This is a genomic window from Mitsuaria sp. MSU3D (assembly GCF_056867975.1).
Genome location: NZ_CP200314.1, coordinates 2298640 through 2315701, shown reverse-complemented (window position 1 = coordinate 2315701; position 17062 = coordinate 2298640). Strand labels below are relative to the sequence as shown.

Below are 17062 nucleotides of genomic sequence, written 5' to 3'. Positions count from 1 at the left end.
AGTGCCGCCGGCATCGGCGTCAGGCGGTGAGGGGCCTCCGGTCGGACGAGGCCTCGCCGTGTCGGGAGGTCCGGGTGTCCTCGGGGACCGGCGAGCGGACGAACAGCACCGGCACGGCGCTGTCGCGCAGCACGATTTCGGCGTCGCGGCCCAGCGGCAGCCTGCTCAACGGGCGACGGCCATGCGTGCCCAGCACGATGAGACCGCAATGCTGGGCCACCGCCTGCGCGACGATGATCGCCGCGGCATGGGACTCGACGGTCTCGTGCAGGAAGTACGACACCTGCAGTCCGCGGTCCTGGACGGCCACGGCGGCCTTCCCGAGCAGTTCTTCCCCGTAGGCGCGGAGCGTGCGGCGATGCTCGTTGAAGTCGTCGGCGGTCTGCAGGAAGAGCGGCTCCGCATCGATCACGTGCAGCAGCACGACGCGCGCCTTCAGCGCGACGGCCAGGCCGAGCGCGTAGGCGAGGCTGGCGTCGGCGGCCCGGCTGCCGTCGATCGGCACGAGGATCGCATCGTTCATGGGGGTCATCGGTGTCATCGGTGTCATCGGTGTCATCGTTGTCATGGCGCGCTCCTCACGCGATGCGGCGGATGCAGGTCATGAAGGCCGCGTACAGGGACAGCGCGGTGGCGTCCTGGCGCTTGTATTCGGCCCACACGTCGGCCAGGAAGCTCACCTGGCTCAGCGAGATGGCGACCAGCCAGAGCGACATGCCCCAGCCGAACGAGCCGTAGGCGATGAGCACGGCGCCCAGCACGGCGAGGGGCGCGACCGACAGGATGAGCAGGGCGTTCATGAGCGGGACTCCGGCGATGGGATCGAGGGGACAGCCGCAGCTTGAGGTCGCGGCGCCGCGGGGTCTGTGGGCTGCCGCACGCTGGAGGTCCCCGCGATGTCCTGCCTGCTCCGAGCCGGGACGCGGCGCCGGAGGCGGTTCCGTCTCCGTCCCGGGCAGAAAAGAATGGCAATGCCTGCCCAGGCATCCGTGCTTCAATGATCGCCACTGACCGCACGCGCACCTGGGCCTCCCAGACCTCGCGTCAGCCAGGCGCTGCGGGGGAACGGACGATGAGCCAGTCACTGATGGTCGACTTCCAGCATACGTTTGAAGACACGGGCCGATCCGTCAAGGTCTGCGCCGACGTCATCGCGAGGGACAGCTTCCTGACCTGGATCGCCACCTTCCACATGGCCCCGAAGGTCTTCGAGATGACGGGCTGCGTGTGCAAGGCCGACGACGAGAGCGCACGCCACGCCGTGATCTGGTCGATCGGCCAGGCGCTCGACGTCAGGCGCTTCGACTGAAGTCCTGGCGGTCGCTCACGGGGTTGTGTCTTCTGCGCCAGGTCTCGGCGCAGGCCTCGGCGCCAGTCCTCGGCGTGCAGGCCATTCGGGCCGCTACGTACGGCGCCGGACAGACGCGCCGTGCCGCGCGCCCCATGCTGGGTGCTCACTGCCCTTGGAGGCACCCCCATGAATATCCCCCATTCGCTGACGCGGCATGCCGCGTTGACGCTCATCACCTTCGCTGCGCTGGTGCTTGGCGCCTGCGCCACCACGCCGGATCCCGTCGCCCAACTGGCGGTCGCCGAAGCGGCCGTCCAGGGCGCCAACACGCCGGACACCGCGCGGCTTGCCGGCGCGCAACTGCAGCTGGCCGTCGGCAAGCTCAGCGCGGCGCGCGCCGCCCAGACGGCCAAGGACTACGTCGGCGCCCGCAGGCTGGCCGACGAGGCCCAGGTCGACGCGCAGGCCGCGGTGGCGCATGCGCAGTCCGCGCGCTCGCAGCAGGCTTCGGCCGAATCGCAGGCCGCCGCGCGCGCCCTGGACGAAGAGGCGGCCCGCCGCACGCCGCGTTGATCCGCCCCCATCGAATTGAAGGACTCTCCATGAATGCCTTGACCCCGCTCCATCTCCTGCTCGTGTCGACCCTGGCCGCATCGCTGGCGGCATGCGGCGCCTTGCCCGATCGCCATGCGTCCCTGGACCGTGCGCACGCGCGCCATGACGCGGTGCGCGCCGACCCGCAGGTCGCCAGCCTCGCCCCGAACGAGCTGATGCGTGCCGACGCGGCGTTGACCCAGGCGGACGCCGCGGCGAAGGCCGGCGCCGACAACGCGGACGTCGACCACCTGGCCTACGTCGCGCAGCAGCGGGTCGTCATCGCGCAGGAGGCCGCGACGTCCCGCGCCGCGCAGGCGCAGGTGGACCGCATCGCCGCCGAGCGTGATCAGAAGCGGCTGATGCTGCGCACGCAGGAAGCCGAGACGGCCCAGCGGCAGCTGGCCCAATCGCGACGCGACAACGTCCGGCAGGACGTCGCGCTGAACGCGGCGAACACGCAGATGTCGCGCGATCAATCGGAGCTCGCGAACAAGGACGTGCGGGTGAGGGAGCTGGAAACCCAGCTGACCGACCTGCATGCGGTCCGTACCGATCGCGGCATGGTGCTCACGCTGGGCGACACGCTGTTCGAGACCGGCCGATCGACCTTGAGCGCCGAGGGAGGGCGCAGCATGGGAAAGCTCGTCGACTACCTCAAGCACGATCCGACGCGCGGTGCCGTCGTCGAAGGGCACACGGACAACGTCGGCTCCAAGGCGTCCAACCTCGCGCTGTCGGAACGGCGCGCGGAAGCGGTGCTGAACGCGCTGGTCCGCCAGGGCGTCCGCAACGATCAACTCAGCACGCGTTCCTACGGATCCGCGCAGCCCGTGGCCTCCAATGAGACGGCGGCCGGCAGGCAGATGAACCGGCGCGTGGAGGTGTTGTTGAGTCCGGTGAAGGTGCAGTGAGGGCGGGAGGGCCGACAGGCCCTCAGCCGACGACTCACCGACGCGCGGTCCGCGCGTGCGCGTGGGCGCGGCGCGTCCGGAGGCCGATGACCCCCAACCCCAGCAGCACCAGCGCCGCGGTCGCCGGCTCCGGCACCGCCGACGCCGTCACATCGAACGTCAGGCTGCCTCGCAGCCATTCGCCTTCCGCGACGTCGAGCGCGAAGTCCTTGTACGCCTCGCTGAACTCGAGGCGCAGCAGACCGTCCGCGCCGACGCTCAGCCCGAACGGGCTCAGGTCGAGCGAGCCGTTGTAGCTGCCGGCGCCGCTCGCGAAGTCCGCGCCGCCGGGCGCGAACGTGAGCAGGTCCAAGCCGCTCGATCCGCCGAAGCTCACCTGCATCTCCGACAGCACGCTCGGCGCGAAGGCGTTCAGATCGAGCGACCACGACAGCGAGTTCAGCACCGCGTTCGCGCCGACATCGATGAACCAGACCGTGTTGCCCGCTTCGCCCTGCAGGTTGATGCTTTGCGCGCCGCCGACGTCGATGACGACGGGCGTCGCCTGCGCGGGCGCGCTGGCGAGACCCAGCAGCGCGGAAGCAGCCACGACGGACGCGGCGACCAGGTGTTGGAGTGTCTTCATGACGTCGGCTTTCAGTGGGAAGCGGAGGAGGGGACCACGAACACGACCGCCGTGCGCGCCGGCACGTTGAAGCGGCCGGTGGTCCGGTCGAAGCTGGCCTGGCGGGCACGCGAATCGGCGGCCGTCGGCGCCGTGTGGACCGGATGCAGCGCCAGCGCATGTCCCGCGAGCGCCGGCAGCGTCAGTTCCTTGGCCGTCTTGTCGACGTTGATCAGGTAGACCAGCTCGTCGAAGTTGGCGCCGGGATAGCCCATGCCCTCGAGCTTGCCGACCAGCACCGTCGCCTCCTGCGACGAGCCCGTGTTCAGGAACGTGAGCCGCGCCTTGATGTCCTCGGCCGTGCGCAGCCGCAGCAGCGTCGAGCTCTTGCGGATGCGCAGCAGGTCGCGGAAGGCGTCGCGCGTCCATGCGATGTCCGCCGCGGCCGGCTTGATCAGCGGGTTCGCCAGCAGCGGCTTCGCATACGGCCAGTTGTCCGCGTTGTCGCGCGATGGCGGCAGGCCGACGCCGAAGTTGTTGTCCGCGTAGGTCCAGTCCAGGCGGTTGAACCAGTCACCGCTGTCGTAGCTGTTCCGGTCCAGCGACTTGCTGCGCAGCGTGTCCGTGCCCGCGTGGAAGTACGCCACGCCCTGGCTGAATGCGTTGATCGCGCTGGCGAGGATCTGCACGCGCGCGCGGTCCTCGCGGCTCGTGCCGACCGGCAGCCGGAACGCGTTGTTGTCGAACAGGGTCAGGTTGTCGTGGTTCTCCACGTAGTTGACGACCTCGCCCGGCTCCAGCACCCAGCCCGCCGGAATGCCGCCGACGTCGATCTGCTCCAGCCGCAGCGTGGCGTCCCAGCTCGTCTGCATCTGGAAGCTGCGGATCGAGCCCGCCAGCGCCGCACGGATGCGGTCGGCCTGCCACATCAGTTCCCCCCGGGTCTGGCCGCCGTTGTGGCCGTTGCCGTCGTAGAAGAAGCCGTTCACGTAACCCTGGCTGGCGAGCAGCGCCTCGCCCGAATCGCAGCAGCCGCCGCCGCGCACCGCGTCGCGGATCAGCGGGTTGAAGCTGCCGATGCCCGAGCCGTTCAGCGACAGCATCTCCGCCTGCACGAAGCGCGCGCCGTTGGCGACCTCGCCGAAGTTCCAGCCCTCGCCGACGATCTGCACCTCGCGACCGGCGGCCTGCTTCACGCGCGCCTTCAGCGCCTCCATGACCGCGCGCGGGTGGTGGCCCATGATGTCGAAACGCAGCGAGCTGATGCGGTAGTCCCGCGTCCACGTGACCGCCGAATCGATCATCAGCTTGGCCATCATGAGGTTCTCGGAGGCCGTGTTCTCGCAGCAGGTCGATCGCTCGATGCCACCGGCCGCGTTGTAGCGGAAGTAGTAGTTGGGCACGACCTTGTCGAGCACCGACGTGGCGTTCTGCCCCGACGAGGTGGTGTGGTTGTAGACCAGGTCCATGCCCACACGCAGGCCGGCGGCGTTGAGCGCCTGCACCATGCGGCGGAACTCGACGACACGCGCGACCGGGTCGTTCGCGTTGCTCGCGTAGCTGCCCTCCGGCGTCGAGAAGTGCTGCGGGTCGTAGCCCCAGTTGAAGCAGTCGGTGCCGGCCGTGGCGGCGACGGCGGCCTGCTGCGTCTCGCCGTCCGGCGCGCCGGCGGGCGAGGGCGTGACGCAGCCCTTCTCGTTGACGGTGGCGAAGTCGAACACCGGCAGCAGGTGCACATCGGTCAGGCCCGCGGCGGCGAGGGCGCTCAGGTGGCGCATGCCGTTGGAGCCGCTCTCGGCGAAGGCCAGGTACTTGCCGCGCCGGGCGGCGGGCACGGTGGCGTCGTTGATCGAGAAGTCGCGGACGTGCAGCTCGTAGATGCTCAGGTCCGACGGCGCGGAGACCGTGGCCGGCGGCGCGCCGGCGTCCCAGCCCGCGGGCTTGGTCGACGCGGACTGCAGGTCCATCACCACGCTCTGCTGGCCGCCGAGCGTCACGCCCAGCGAGTAGGGATCGGCGACCAGGTTGCGCACCAGTCCCACCCCCTTCACGAAGACCTGCACCTGGTAGCGGTAGGTGGCGCCCTGCAGGCTGCCCGCCTTGGTGAGGCGCCAGACGCCGGTCGCGGCGTCGCGCGTCATGGGCTCGGTGGTGGTGCGCGTGAGCGTCGAGCCGGCGATCGGCGTCGTCAGCACCAGGGCCACGTCTTGCGCGGTCGGCGCCCACAGCTTGAAGCTGGTCGAGCCGTTGGCCACGACAGCGCCGAGGTCCGGCACGTCGACGGCGGCCGCGTAGAGGTCGTCGAGCGCGCCGGCGATCTGCGCGGTCGTTGCGTTCTGGACGCGGCCGTCCGCATCCTCCTGCACGAGCACGAGTTGCCGCTGATGCAGCGACGGCAGCCGCGCGACATCGGCCGCGCGGACGGCGAAGACCGCGCCGCTGGCCACGTACTTGAAGCGTTGCGCATCGGCCGGCGGCACGGTGCCGGTGAAGGCATCGAGCGTGATGAAGCCGTCGGCGCCGCTCACCGGCGCGTTGGCGGCGACGCTGATCTGTCCCGTCGCCGAGTGGTACAGGCGCACGGTGCCCGAGGCGCTGATGCGCGGCCATTTCACGAGCGTCTTGTTGAGCCACACGGCGCGCGCGTCGGTGCTGGACACCTGGCGCAGGTCCGGCGTCGCGGTGTAGACCGTCGCATCGCGCTCCACCAGCCACACCTGGCCGACCTGGTTCTGGATCGTCAGCGCGGAGAACTCGACGCGGATGTTGTTGTCACGGCCGTCCTTGTCGTTCTCGTTCGGCGGCATGCCGTGGACGATGAATTCCAGTCCTTTGCGGCTCGCGTCGCCTTGGGGATTGAGCACCGGGATGTCGAAGACGATCTCGTCGCTGCCGGCCGAGTAACCCGGCATGGCGCTGAAGGCGACGGGCTGGTTCCAGTTGTCGATGGTGACGCCGCCGGGCAGCGCCGCCACGTTGAGGCCGCTGCCGTTCCACAGGTGCAGGCCCCAGGCGCTGTAGGCGCCGTCGAAGCGCTTGTAGTGGACCCGCAGCGTCGTGATGTCGGGCGTGGCCAGCAGCAGCGGATTGCCCGGGTAGTTGGTGCTGTCGCCCTGCAGGCGCCAGACCTCGTTGGCGCCGGCCTGCAGCACCAGGCTCTGGTCGGCGCCGCCGTTGTCCTTGTTGTCGCCGTTGTGGAAGAGGAAGCCGACGGTGCCGCTCGTGGCGGCCAAGGGCACGTCGTAGTAGACGCCGAAGTCGTCGCTGCCCGCGGCGTTCCAGCCTTCATTCCAGTTGGGGCCCTGCGCGGCGCCCCAGGTGTGGATCTGCCAGCCGGCGTGGTTGCCGTCGGCGCGCCGGTAGTGGACGCGCAGCGAGGTCGCCGGGGTGTCAGGTGTTGCCACCGCGGTCGCCCGCGCGCGCGACGAGGTGGGTGTCTCGGGAACGCCCGCGATCAGCGCGACGCCGTTCTCATCGACCACCGCCGCGCCGGTGCCGGCCGCCTTCTGCTGCGCGAGGCCGGCCTCGCCGCCGCCGCATGCCGACAGCAGCCCGCACAGGCCGATCGTCAAGGCGCCCACCACCCGTCGCGCCGTGCGCGACCAACCGTCAGCCCATGCCTGCATGTCCAGCCCTCCTCAAAGGTGGCTGGATGCTAAGGAAGTAAAACTACATCACAAGACGGTGGAATCCCGAAGTCGGATTACATGTCGATGGTTCATGGGACAGTCAGGAGGCAGGCGGGAGACAGGGTTTGGGCGTCCCGCCAGGACCGCCGGACGAGGCTTGATGTAGTTTTGCTTCATAGAGAGGGCACTCCCTCGCCCGCTTGCGGGAGAGGGTGGGGGTGAGGGCCAGCGGACGCGGCAGTCATCCGGCGCCTCCCGGCGCCCCCCGGCGCCCCTCACGTCAACGCCGAGTACCCCGACACGAATCGATGCGGCGTGCCATCGGCGTCGTAGGTCGACCGCTCGATGCGGCCGATGTCGGCGCCATAGACGTGGATGCTGATCGAGACCTGACCCTCGATCGCGTTGTGCACGCGGTGGATGTCGCCCAGGCGCGGCGAGACGGCCTCGACCTGACCCGGTGACAAGCGCACCGGCGGGCCGTCCGGCACCAGCTCGTGCGGGCCGGTGAAGCGGTAGCCCTGCGAGTCCTCCGCGCCGCGCAGCATGCCGATCAGGCCCCACACGGTGTGATCGTGGATCGGCGTGGCCTGGCCCGGTCCCCAGACGAAGGACACGATGGAGAAGCGCCCCTGCGGGTCGACGTGCAGCGGGTACTGGCGGTAGCGATCGGCGCCTGGCCGCGCGTGGGTTGGCGGCAGCCAGTCGTCGCGCGCGACAAGCTCGGCGAGCAACGGGCGCAGCGACGTGAGCAGCTCCGGCTCGCGCAGGCCCTGATCGAGCAGATCCACGGTGCGATCGATGAAGCGGGCCAATGGCACCGACACGGCGGACTTCGCCGACGCGGCCTCGTGCGCCTCGACCTCGAGCTCTGGCATGTCGATTCCCCTCATGTGCCGGACCCAGTGTGGACAAGGCCCTGACCGCTGTGAATCCTGCATTCCGAGCATGGAAAGTCGGATTCGTTCTTTGCGGACAAGCGCGCCGGTCTCTACGTTTCGGTCCTGTCCGACCCACGCAGAGGCCACCAGCATGAGCATCCAATTCATCGGCATGATCCAGTCGCAGAAGACCTCCGAGATCCACCCGGCCAGCGGCCCGGTCGTCGATCCGGACTACGTGGCCGCCTTTGCCCAGGCGCACGAGGCGGCCGGCTTCGACCGGATCCTGGTGCCGCACCATTCGACCGGGCCCAGCGCGCAGCTGACGATCGCCCACGCCGCGGCGCACACCTCGCGCATCGGCTTCCTGCTGGCGCACCGGCCCGGCTTCGTCGCGCCGACGCTCGCAGCGCGGGAACTGGCGACGCTGGACCAGTTCACCGGCGGACGTCTCGCGGTGCATGTGATCTCCGGCGGCTCGGACGCCGAGCAGCGCCGCGACGGCGACTACCTCGACCACGATCAGCGTTACGAGCGCACCGACGAATACGTCGGCCTGCTTCGGCAGCTCTGGACCAGCGACCAGCCCTTCGACCACGAAGGCACGCACTACCGCTTCGACGGCGGCTTCAGCGAGGTCAAGCCGCGCCAGCAGCCGCACATCCCGGTGTTCTTCGGCGGCGCGTCCGACGCGGCGTTGCCGGTGGCCGGCAAGCATGCGGACGTCTACGCGCTGTGGGGCGAATCGCTGGAGCAGACCGCCGAGCTGACGCGGCGCGTGCGCGCGGAGGCGGCGCGGCATGGGCGCAGCATCGGGTTCTCGGTCTCCTTCCGACCGATCCTCGCGGACACCGAAGAGGCCGCCTGGGCGCGTGCCGAGCGCATCCTGGAGGACACGCGCCGCCTGCGTGTGGCGGCGGGCTATAGCCGCGGCGGCCCGCAGCAGAGCGAGGGCGCGCGACGCCTGCTGGCGGCGGCGGAGAAGGGCAGCCGCGTCGACAAGCGGCTGTGGACCGAGATCGCGCGCGAGACCGGCGCGCGCCACAACAGCACCGCGCTGGTCGGCACGCCGGAGCAGGTGGCCGAGGCGCTGCTCGACTACTACGACCTCGGCGTCACGACTTTCCTGATCCGCGGCTTCGATCCGCTGGAAGACGCGATCGACTACGGCCGCGAGTTGATCCCGCGCACGCGGGCGTTGGTCGAGCAGCGGCTGGCGCAGCGGCAAGCCGCTTGAACCCGACCCGCTCTTCCCTCTCCGATTCGAGGACCGCATGAGTTCCCATTCCAACGACTTCTCGCGCCGTCGAGCGCTCACCGGTGGTGCCGCGCTCGCGGCATTGGCCGCGATTCCGTATGCGCGCTCCGTGCGCGCGCAAGGCCGCGTGGTGGTGAAGGCCGGCGACCAGAAGGGCAACCTGCGCGCGCTGCTGGAAGCGGCGGACGAGCTGCGCCAGCTGCCCTACGACATCCAGTGGAGCGAGTTCCCTGCCGCCGCGCCGCTGGCCGAGGCGCTCAACGCGGAGGCCGTCGACTTCGGACCGATCGGCGATGCGCCGCTGCTGTTCGCGATCGCCGCCGGCACGCGCATCAAGGCCTTCGCCGTGAACCGCTCCGATGCCTACGGCACGGCGGTACTGGTGCGGCCGGACTCGCCGTTCAAGACGGCGGCGGACCTCAAGGGCAAGTCGATCGGGACGAACCGCGGCTCGATCGGGCACTTCATCGCGCTGAAGGCCCTGGCATCGGCGGGCTTGAAGCCGGACGACGCGCAAGTCCGCTTCCTGCCGCCGGCGGAGGCCAAGCTCGCATTGACGCAAGGCTCGCTCGACGCATGGGCGACGTGGGAGCCGTACACCGCGCTGGCGGAAACGGCCGGCCATGCGCGCGTGCTGGTCAGCGGGCGAGGGCAGTGGTCGGGGCTGAGCTTCCTGGCGGCGACGGACAAGGCGCTGGCGACCAAGCGCGAAGCGCTGGCGGACCTGGCGCAGCGCGTGAAGCGCGCCCAGGCCTGGTCCTATCAGCACGTGCCGGAGTTCTCCGCGACGCTGGCGCGGATCATCGGCATCCCTGTCGAGGCCGCGCGCCTGCAGTTCGAGCGTCGCGCCACGCGCTGGATCGCGCTCGACGACCAGGTGCTCGCGGACCAGCAGCGCAGCGCGGATTTCTATCTGCAGGCGGGGCTGCTGAAGCAGCGGCTGGACGTGCGGCCGACCATCACGCTGGTCTGACCGCGACACGCGTCAGAAGGACTTGTTGTCCGGCGTTCGCGCGCGGGGCTTGGCCCGACCGTGCCAGGCCAGCGCGGCGCTGCAGGCGAGCAGCAGCGCCGACCCCAGGAAGTTGCCCAATGCCTCTTCCGGCTGCGACGGCTGGAGTTCCCACCCCACCTGCGCATTCCATACCGCGATCGCCGCCATGGCCACCGCCGCCAGCCCGTGCGTGACTCGCATCCCGACCCCTCGTTCTTGTCCGGCGATCGTATCGGGAAATGTTCGGTAGCGAACATAGGGAGTGGCACGGGTGCCTCGCGGTTCCCTGGATACGATGAGCGACCATGCGCTCCAGCGTCCCCATCCAGATCTCGCGGTTCGTTGACGAACACTTCCCGGGCTTTGTCGAGTGCGTGCTGGTCGACGCATTCGGGAAGTCCCACGTCTTCATCGAGAAGGTGCCCGTCGTCACGACGGAAGCCCTTCTGTCGACGAGCAGTTACCCGCGGCTGGGCTCCATCGACTGCGAAGTCGTTGCCGAATGGACCGACGACAGCGGGCGGGCGCTGATTCGGGTCAATACCGAACGACCGTGGGGCGTCGAGTCCACGGAGGGCCTGACGGAATTCGCCGTGGCGTTGCTGACTCCCTCTCCCGCTTGCGGGAGAGGGCAGGGGTGAGGGCAAGCAGCCTCACGCAAGAACCGACCTCAAAGCTCGATCTTTGCGTTCACCCCCAGCGTCCTCGGCGCTCCCACGAACGTGTAGCCCGACGCCAGGAACCCCCAGTAGTTGCGGTTGAACACGTTGTCCACGCCCGCGCGCAGCGTCACCGGGTGATGCGCAACGCTCGTCTGGTAGCTCACGCCCAGGTTCACCAGCGAGTAGCTCGGCAGCCGGTACTTGTTGTTGGCGTCCGCGGTGAGGCCGTCGAAGTAATGCACCTCGGCGTTGGCGCTCAGGCCCTCAACGCCTGGCACCTTCTGCGTCACCCCCACTGACGCCTGCCACTTCGGAATGCCTTCCAACCGGTTGCCCTCCAGGCTCGGATCGGTCCGGCGATAGGTGCCGGTCGTGTACGCGGCGCTGGCGGTCAGGCGCGTGCCCGTGTCCACGTTGACGTAGCCGTTGAGTTCCGCTCCGCGCAGCCGCACCTGGCCGTTGGAGACGTAGTAGTTCTGCGCGTTCGCGTATTCCGCGCCGCGGTCGATCTCGAACAGCGCGCCCGTCACGCCCCAGCCGCGGCCGTCGTGCTTGGCGCCCACCTCGTACTGCTTGCTCTTCAGCGGCGCGAGCACCTCGTCGGCGTTCGCGTAGGTCGTGCCCACCGTGCTGCCTTGCTCGAGCGCCTCCACATAGCTCGCGTACACCAGCGTGTCCGCGCGCGGACGGAACATCACCGCCACCGTCGGCGTGACCGGCGTCTTCCTGTACTGGTTGGTCACCGCGCCCGCGGTGTTGTACGAAGTCTGGTCGTAGTCCGAGTAGCGCAGCCCCAGCAGCACCGACCACTGGTCTGAGAACCCCACCGTGTCGCTGGCGAAGACGGCCTTCTGCGCCGAGTGGTAGTTGTGATACTGCAGCGAGTCGTCGTAGCTGCCGTTCCACGGCAGCGGCGTGATGGGCTGGTAGAGGTTCTCATCGCCGATCGGCGTGTACAGCGACTTGGGCACCGTCTGCTTGTTCAAGCCCTGCCACGCGAGACCCGCCGTGACTTGATGCTGGAGGCCGGCCGTCGAGAAGCTGCCTTCGATCAGCGCCTGCGCCTGCTCGTAGGTCGCCGCGCCTTGCGCCTTGTTCAGGTAGACCGTGTAGTCGCCGGCCTCGTTGAGCAGGCCCATCCATTGGCCCGAGTAGCGGCGGCGGTCCTGGCTGCGGCTGACGTCCAGCTTCGCGGTCCAGGTGGGATCGATCTCCCACTGCAGGCCCGTGGACACGAAGAACACGTTGGAGTTGAAGAAGGTCGTGTCGTGCGCGTTCAGGTCCTTGCGGCCACTCGGCGCCTTGGGGATCTGCGAGCCGGTGAAGTCGTCGAGGAAGAAGTCCTGCACGCCGCCCTGGACGCGTCGCGATTGGTAGATCGCGTCCGCGGTCCAGGTCAGCGACGAGGTGAGCCGCGTGTCCACCGACACCGAGCCCGAGTTGCGCTGCACATGCGCGCCGTTGTAGGTCTCGCCCTGTTCGTGCGTGAGGTTCAGGCGGTAGCCGTAGCGATCGTCGGCGCCGACGCGGCCGCCCGCGTCGACGTGCTCGCTGAAGACGCCGTCGGAGCGATAGCCCACGTCGAAGCTCAGCAGCGGCTTGTCGGTCGGCTTCTTGGTGACGAAGTTGATGATCCCGCCCGGCGCGCCGAAGCCGTACATGAAACCGGACGAGCCCTTGAGCAGCTGCACCGATTCGAAGGTCTCGATCGGCAACTCGACGGTGGTCATGAAGAACGGCAGGCCGTTGATCTTGTAGCCGTTGTAATCGTCCAGCGGAATGCCGCGCACGTTGATCGAGTACGCGTTGAACGAATAGGTGTCGCCCAGCGACATCACCGATGCGTCGTTGGCGAACACCTTGCCGAGCGACTTCACCTGGCGGGCGTCGAGGTCCTCCGCATCGACCTGGCGGGTGGAGAAGGGCGTCTCCAGTTCAGACCTGGCACCGAGCGCGCCGGCGCCGAGCGAGCGCTCGCGCGTTCGCGAGCCCTGCACGGTCACGGTGGACAGGGCCGTGCTGGCGGCGGTGGTGGGGCCAGCGGCTTCGGATGCGTTCTGGCCGCCCGTTGCGGCATCGGCGTTGGACTGGGCCGAGGCGTTGCCGACCGCGCCGAACGAGCCGGCGACCAGCGTGGCGACAGCCAGGGAAACTGCTTTCAAATGGGTGTGCATTATTCTTTGGCGTTAATAAGACGTGAATATGTGCGATTACTGCAAAATGCTTTGCGGCTCACGTTTCACTCTATTCAGGCGCCTGGAAATGCAGAGAAACCTTTCGGCGTATCGATATTCGAATGCGGTGTCCCGATGTGCGCTAGCCCAGGGGAAAACGAGCCGCAGAGCGCCCGAGGCGGCCGCTTGTGCGTATATCGATGCGCCGATTCCTTCGTCGCACGGAATCCGCGCGATTCCTAAAGTCGCCGCTGGCCCGGAAATACAACGGCCACCTTCGGCGCCCGCCACGGACGTGCACGGGACCCGCCGAGGTCAGATCAACAAATGACGAAGATCGGGATCGGTATGCGAGTGGGTATGCGAGTGGGTGTTCGAAGTGAATTGAAAGCGGTGTCCGCGGCCGTGCTGGCCGTGCTGGGCACCTCGGCGATGGCGCAAGGCGCGCCTGCGACGGCCGCTTCAACGGCGACGCTGGACCGCGTCGAGGTGACCGCGCAACGGCGCGTCGAATCGGCGCAGGAGGTCGGCGTGGCGGTGAGCGTGCTGTCCGGCGACGAGCTGCGCGCCAAGGGCATCACCAGCGTCAACAAGCTGCAGAACGAAGTGCCGAGCCTGGAGATCGAGCCCGCCTTCGGCAGCGGCCAGCCGCAGTTCCGCATCCGCGGCATCGGCTTCCAGGACTACGGCAGCAACAACTCCTCGCCGGTCGGCGTCTACCTGGACGAGGTGTCCTTCGCCTTCCCGGTGCAGACGCAGGGCCTGCTGTTCGACCTCGAACGCGTCGAGGTGCTGCGCGGCCCGCAGGGCACGCTCTACGGCAAGAACACGACCGGCGGCGCGATCAACTTCGTGTCCAAGGCGCCGACGAAGCAGACCGAGTTCGGCGGATCCATCGGCATCGGCTCCTACGGCGCGAAGACGGCGCAGGGCTTCGTCTCCGGCGCGCTCAGCGACACGGTACGCGGCCGGCTCTCCGTCGCCACCGAGCAGGACGGCGGCTGGCAACGCAACCGGACCACCGGCGAGAAGCTCGGCGACAAGAACATCAGCGCGCTGCGCGGCCAGCTCGAGTGGGACGTGACCCGCGACCTCAGCGCGAAGCTCAGCGTCAACCACAACGTCGACAAGTCCGATGTCCAGGGGCTCTACCTCTTCACCGCGCGGCCGAGCTACGGCTTCGCCGCCGATGCGAGCCGCCGGTCGACCGGCTGGGGCTTCGCGAGCGACTTCGCCGCGCTGGTCGGCGAATCGGCCGACGCGAAGCCGCACAAGGACAACAGCGCCACCAACGTCGCGCTGACGCTGAACTGGGACCTGGGCGCCACGCAGCTGACGAGCATCACCGCGCACCAGCGCTTCGACCGCAAGGAACTCGCGGACTGGGACGGCACCGAGATCAACCACTCGGACGTGTTCTGGAAGGACAAGGCCACCACGCTGAGCCAGGAGTTGCGGCTCGCCTCGAAAGGCACGGGCAGCTTCAACTGGGTCGGCGGCGTGTATGCGTCGCGCGAAAAGCTCAGCGAGGACTGGACCACCGACTTCCGCCGCGACTACGGCCTGATCACGCGCACGCGCTACGACCAGACCGGTCGCACCTGGGCCGTGTTCGGGCAGGTCGACCAGGCGCTGAGCCGCGACCTGAAGCTGGTCGTCGGCCTGCGTCAGGAGCACGAGAAGCGCGCCATCGACGACTTCAGCACCAACACCACGCCGGTCGTCCCGGGCCTCGGCGTCAACGGCGCGGCGCAGTCGCTGTCGAAGAACAACACCTCGGGCAAGCTGGCGCTGGAGTACACGCCGGCGGCGGGACAGCTGCTGTACGGGTCGATCAGCCGCGGCGTGAAGTCCGGCGGCATCACCGCGCACAACACCTTCAACACGCTGGCGCTGGCGCCCTTCCAGCCCGAGAAGCTGCTGGCCTTCGAGCTCGGCTACAAGGCCGACCTGAGCCGCAGCCTGCGCGTCAACACGGCGATCTTCCATTACGACTATCGCGACCAGCAGTTCCAGGACGTGACGACGACCGCCACCGGCGCGCTGGTCGGGAAGATCATCAACATCGACAAGTCCAAGGTCGACGGCGGCGAGGTCGAGCTGCAATGGCGCCCGCTGGCCGGCCTGACGATCGGGCAGGCGCTGGGCTACAAGCGCGCGAAGTTCGACCGCTTCAACTCGCCGCTGCTGGGCGACCTGTCCGGGCGCGATCAGTTCCTGCCCAAGGTCAGCTACGGCGGCAACATCGCGTATGCCTGGACGGCGGCCAGCCTCGACTGGCGTGTGGCGGCCGATTACAGCTATCACGCAAAGTACCCGTCCTGGCTGAACCTGCTCAACGTCGACGGCGGCAAGACCTACGACATCCCGAGCTACTGGCTCGCCAACGCGCGGGTGGAGGTGGCGCCGGTCAGCTCGCCGTGGTCGGTGCAGCTCGGCGTGCAGAACCTGTTCAACAAGCAGTACGACCTGACGCGCAACTTCTTCGGCAACCGGCCGAGCACGCAGGATGATTTGAATGTCGCCGCAGCAGGTTCCCCTCGCACGGTTACGCTGACGCTCAGCTACAACTATTGAACGCAGCTTCGCCTCGGGCGCCAGACGTCCGAGGCGTCGATGTTCACGAAAGGATCGTCATGCTGCTGAATGACGAGCTGGGCAATGCGTTCCGTGCCATGTCCGCGGACGTGCGTACGGGGATCAACGATTTCATCGGCGGTCTGCTCGCGTACGAGACGCGCGCGGAAGGCATCCTGGCCGCCGCGCAGGCGCATCCGGATGCCGTGCTGGCGCAGGTCTACGCCGGCTGGTTGTGGATGTTCCTGGAGTCGCCGCAGGGGCCGCCGCAAGCGCGGCCCTTCCTCGAAGCCGCGGAGCGGGCGCTGCGCGACCAGCCGCCCGTCGCCGCCAGCGGATCGCCGGACGAGCGCGCGGCGGCGGAACGGGAAGCGCGCCATGTCCAGCTGCTGGCGCATTGGGTGGACGGCGACGCGCCCGCCGCGCAACGCGAAGCCGACGCGTTGATCGAGCGCTTCCCGCGTGATCTGCTCGTGGTGAAGCTGCGGCAGTACTTCGCGTTCAACCGCGGCGACTCGCCCGCGATGCTGCGCGCGATCCTGCGCGTGCTGCCGCTGCACGCCGAGAACCCCTCTGCCCATGGCATGGCGGCCTTCGCGTATGAGCAGTGCCACCTGCTGGAAGAGGCTGAGGCGGCGGCGCGTCGCGCGCTGGCGCTCAGCGCGAACGAGCGCGAACCCTGGGCGCAGCACGCGCTCGCGCACGTGCTGCTGACGCAGGGCCGGATCGAAGAGGGCACCCGCCTGCTCGAAGGCTGGCGCTCGGGCTGGACCGGCTTGAACTCGTTCATGTCGACGCATCTGGCCTGGCACCTGGCGCTGTTCTACCTCGCGCGCGGACGCGACGCCGAAGCGCTTGCGCTGTACGACGGCGCGGTGTGGGGCGTGTCGCGGAGCTACTCGCAGGATCAGGCCGGCGCGGTGCAGTTGCTGGCGCGACTGGAATGGTGCGGCGTGGATGTCGGCGATCGATGGTCGGAACTGGCCGGCTTCATCGCCGAACGCGGCATCGATACGGTGGAGCCGTTCCTCACGCTGCTGTATCTCTACGGCCTCGCGCGTGCCGAGCGCCCCGAAGCGGAGGCGCTGCTGGCGGCCGTGCGCGAGGCCGATCAAGGCCGACGCGACGTGTGGTCCGACATCGTCTGGCCCGCCGCCGTCGGACTGGTCGCGCATGCGCGCGGCGAGCCGGAACGGGCCTGGCATCCGTTGAGCCAGGCGCTGCCCGGCCTGGTGCACATCGGCGGCAGCCATGCGCAGCGGGATCTCTTCGCGCTGCTGCACGTCGACGCGGCCGCGCATGCCGGCGCGCTGGTCGATGCGCAGCAGGCGCTGGAATCGCGGCGCCGCGTCGATCCGGACGAGGTGGCGGTCAACCGCCGGCTCGCCGACGTCTATCGACAGCTCGACCTGCCCACGCTCGCGGATGAGGCACGACGGCGCGTGGCGCGCGTGACGGCGGAATCGGGATGGCGCGCATGACGA

At 69.0% G+C, this 17062-nt stretch carries 15 protein-coding genes; 8 read left to right on the top strand and 7 right to left on the bottom strand.

Annotated elements, in window-relative coordinates:
* Window positions 1-19 precede the first annotated feature (19 nt).
* Together AC1VNM_RS10065 and AC1VNM_RS10060 are read right to left on the bottom strand one after the other, a co-directional pair.
* The gene (locus AC1VNM_RS10065) at window positions 20-568 is read right to left on the bottom strand and encodes a universal stress protein (RefSeq protein ID WP_483106825.1); all 549 of its coding nucleotides are present in this window, start codon (window positions 566-568) and stop codon (window positions 20-22) included.
* Between the two features lie 10 nt (window positions 569-578).
* Window positions 579-800: a hypothetical protein gene (locus AC1VNM_RS10060; RefSeq protein ID WP_483106824.1), complete on the bottom strand. Its 222-nt coding sequence runs from the start codon at window positions 798-800 to the stop codon at window positions 579-581.
* A 272-nt stretch (window positions 801-1072) separates the two neighbouring features.
* On the opposite strand from AC1VNM_RS10060, the gene AC1VNM_RS10055 reads away from it, so the two are divergent.
* From AC1VNM_RS10055 to AC1VNM_RS10045, 3 genes are all read left to right on the top strand, one after another.
* A complete protein-coding gene (locus AC1VNM_RS10055; RefSeq protein WP_377154330.1) occupies window positions 1073-1309 on the top strand; it encodes a hypothetical protein in 237 nt (78 codons plus the stop codon).
* Window positions 1310-1477: 168 nt separating this feature from the next.
* Window positions 1478-1864, top strand: a complete 387-nt coding sequence (locus AC1VNM_RS10050; protein ID WP_483106823.1) for a DUF4398 domain-containing protein — start codon at window positions 1478-1480, stop codon at window positions 1862-1864.
* A 29-nt stretch (window positions 1865-1893) separates the two neighbouring features.
* Window positions 1894-2799 (top strand): OmpA family protein, encoded by a 906-nt coding sequence (locus AC1VNM_RS10045; protein ID WP_483106822.1) that lies wholly within the window; start codon window positions 1894-1896, stop codon window positions 2797-2799.
* 34 nt (window positions 2800-2833) lie between these two features.
* Here the strand turns inward: AC1VNM_RS10045 and AC1VNM_RS10040 are convergent, their stop codons facing one another.
* The 3 genes from AC1VNM_RS10040 to AC1VNM_RS10030 all read right to left on the bottom strand — a co-directional run bounded on the left by AC1VNM_RS10040 (window position 2834) and on the right by AC1VNM_RS10030 (window position 7910).
* Window positions 2834-3424, bottom strand: coding sequence for a PEP-CTERM sorting domain-containing protein (locus AC1VNM_RS10040; protein WP_483106821.1), 591 nt, complete (start codon window positions 3422-3424; stop codon window positions 2834-2836).
* An 11-nt stretch (window positions 3425-3435) separates the two neighbouring features.
* On the bottom strand, window positions 3436-7029 hold the full coding sequence (locus AC1VNM_RS10035; RefSeq protein WP_483106820.1) for an alpha-1,6-glucosidase domain-containing protein: 3594 nt from the start codon (window positions 7027-7029) through the stop codon (window positions 3436-3438).
* A gap of 278 nt (window positions 7030-7307) precedes the next feature.
* Window positions 7308-7910 (bottom strand): cysteine dioxygenase family protein, encoded by a 603-nt coding sequence (locus tag AC1VNM_RS10030; RefSeq protein ID WP_483106819.1) that lies wholly within the window; start codon window positions 7908-7910, stop codon window positions 7308-7310.
* A gap of 154 nt (window positions 7911-8064) precedes the next feature.
* On the opposite strand from AC1VNM_RS10030, the gene AC1VNM_RS10025 reads away from it, so the two are divergent.
* Entirely contained in the window at window positions 8065-9150 is a 1086-nt protein-coding gene (locus AC1VNM_RS10025; RefSeq protein WP_483106818.1) for an LLM class flavin-dependent oxidoreductase, read from the top strand.
* Window positions 9151-9187: 37 nt separating this feature from the next.
* A complete protein-coding gene (locus AC1VNM_RS10020) occupies window positions 9188-10144 on the top strand; it encodes an ABC transporter substrate-binding protein (protein ID WP_483106817.1) in 957 nt (318 codons plus the stop codon).
* A gap of 12 nt (window positions 10145-10156) precedes the next feature.
* On the opposite strand, the gene AC1VNM_RS10015 is transcribed toward AC1VNM_RS10020, so the two are convergent.
* Window positions 10157-10366, bottom strand: a complete 210-nt coding sequence (locus AC1VNM_RS10015) for a hypothetical protein (protein WP_483106816.1) — start codon at window positions 10364-10366, stop codon at window positions 10157-10159.
* 104 nt (window positions 10367-10470) lie between these two features.
* Here AC1VNM_RS10015 and AC1VNM_RS10010 point away from each other — a divergent pair, with 104 nt between their 5' ends.
* The gene (locus AC1VNM_RS10010) at window positions 10471-10806 is read left to right on the top strand and encodes a hypothetical protein (RefSeq protein ID WP_483106815.1); all 336 of its coding nucleotides are present in this window, start codon (window positions 10471-10473) and stop codon (window positions 10804-10806) included.
* Between the two features lie 29 nt (window positions 10807-10835).
* Here AC1VNM_RS10010 and AC1VNM_RS10005 read toward each other — a convergent pair whose 3' ends face one another.
* Complete coding sequence (locus AC1VNM_RS10005; protein ID WP_483106814.1) at window positions 10836-12989, bottom strand: TonB-dependent siderophore receptor; 2154 nt, start codon at window positions 12987-12989, stop codon at window positions 10836-10838.
* Between the two features lie 405 nt (window positions 12990-13394).
* Here AC1VNM_RS10005 and AC1VNM_RS10000 point away from each other — a divergent pair, with 405 nt between their 5' ends.
* Both AC1VNM_RS10000 and AC1VNM_RS09995 read left to right on the top strand, forming a co-directional pair.
* Complete coding sequence (locus AC1VNM_RS10000; RefSeq protein ID WP_483109259.1) at window positions 13395-15578, top strand: TonB-dependent receptor; 2184 nt, start codon at window positions 13395-13397, stop codon at window positions 15576-15578.
* A gap of 59 nt (window positions 15579-15637) precedes the next feature.
* On the top strand, window positions 15638-17059 hold the full coding sequence (locus AC1VNM_RS09995; RefSeq protein WP_483106813.1) for a tetratricopeptide repeat protein: 1422 nt from the start codon (window positions 15638-15640) through the stop codon (window positions 17057-17059).
* Window positions 17060-17062: the final 3 nt, after the last annotated feature.

Excerpts from the sequence above, each read along its gene's own strand:
- AC1VNM_RS10065 (WP_483106825.1), bottom strand. The coding sequence starts at position 568 with ATGACAACGATGACACCGATGACACCGATGACACCGATGACCCCCATG.
- AC1VNM_RS10060 (WP_483106824.1), bottom strand. The coding sequence starts at position 800 with ATGAACGCCCTGCTCATCCTGTCGGTCGCGCCCCTCGCCGTGCTGGGC.
- AC1VNM_RS10055 (WP_377154330.1), top strand. The coding sequence starts at position 1,073 with ATGAGCCAGTCACTGATGGTCGACTTCCAGCATACGTTTGAAGACACG.
- AC1VNM_RS10050 (WP_483106823.1), top strand. The coding sequence starts at position 1,478 with ATGAATATCCCCCATTCGCTGACGCGGCATGCCGCGTTGACGCTCATC.
- AC1VNM_RS10045 (WP_483106822.1), top strand. The coding sequence starts at position 1,894 with ATGAATGCCTTGACCCCGCTCCATCTCCTGCTCGTGTCGACCCTGGCC.
- AC1VNM_RS10040 (WP_483106821.1), bottom strand. The coding sequence starts at position 3,424 with ATGAAGACACTCCAACACCTGGTCGCCGCGTCCGTCGTGGCTGCTTCC.
- AC1VNM_RS10035 (WP_483106820.1), bottom strand. The coding sequence starts at position 7,029 with ATGCAGGCATGGGCTGACGGTTGGTCGCGCACGGCGCGACGGGTGGTG.
- AC1VNM_RS10030 (WP_483106819.1), bottom strand. The coding sequence starts at position 7,910 with ATGCCAGAGCTCGAGGTCGAGGCGCACGAGGCCGCGTCGGCGAAGTCC.
- AC1VNM_RS10025 (WP_483106818.1), top strand. The coding sequence starts at position 8,065 with ATGAGCATCCAATTCATCGGCATGATCCAGTCGCAGAAGACCTCCGAG.
- AC1VNM_RS10020 (WP_483106817.1), top strand. The coding sequence starts at position 9,188 with ATGAGTTCCCATTCCAACGACTTCTCGCGCCGTCGAGCGCTCACCGGT.
- AC1VNM_RS10015 (WP_483106816.1), bottom strand. The coding sequence starts at position 10,366 with ATGCGAGTCACGCACGGGCTGGCGGCGGTGGCCATGGCGGCGATCGCG.
- AC1VNM_RS10010 (WP_483106815.1), top strand. The coding sequence starts at position 10,471 with ATGCGCTCCAGCGTCCCCATCCAGATCTCGCGGTTCGTTGACGAACAC.
- AC1VNM_RS09995 (WP_483106813.1), top strand. The coding sequence starts at position 15,638 with ATGCTGCTGAATGACGAGCTGGGCAATGCGTTCCGTGCCATGTCCGCG.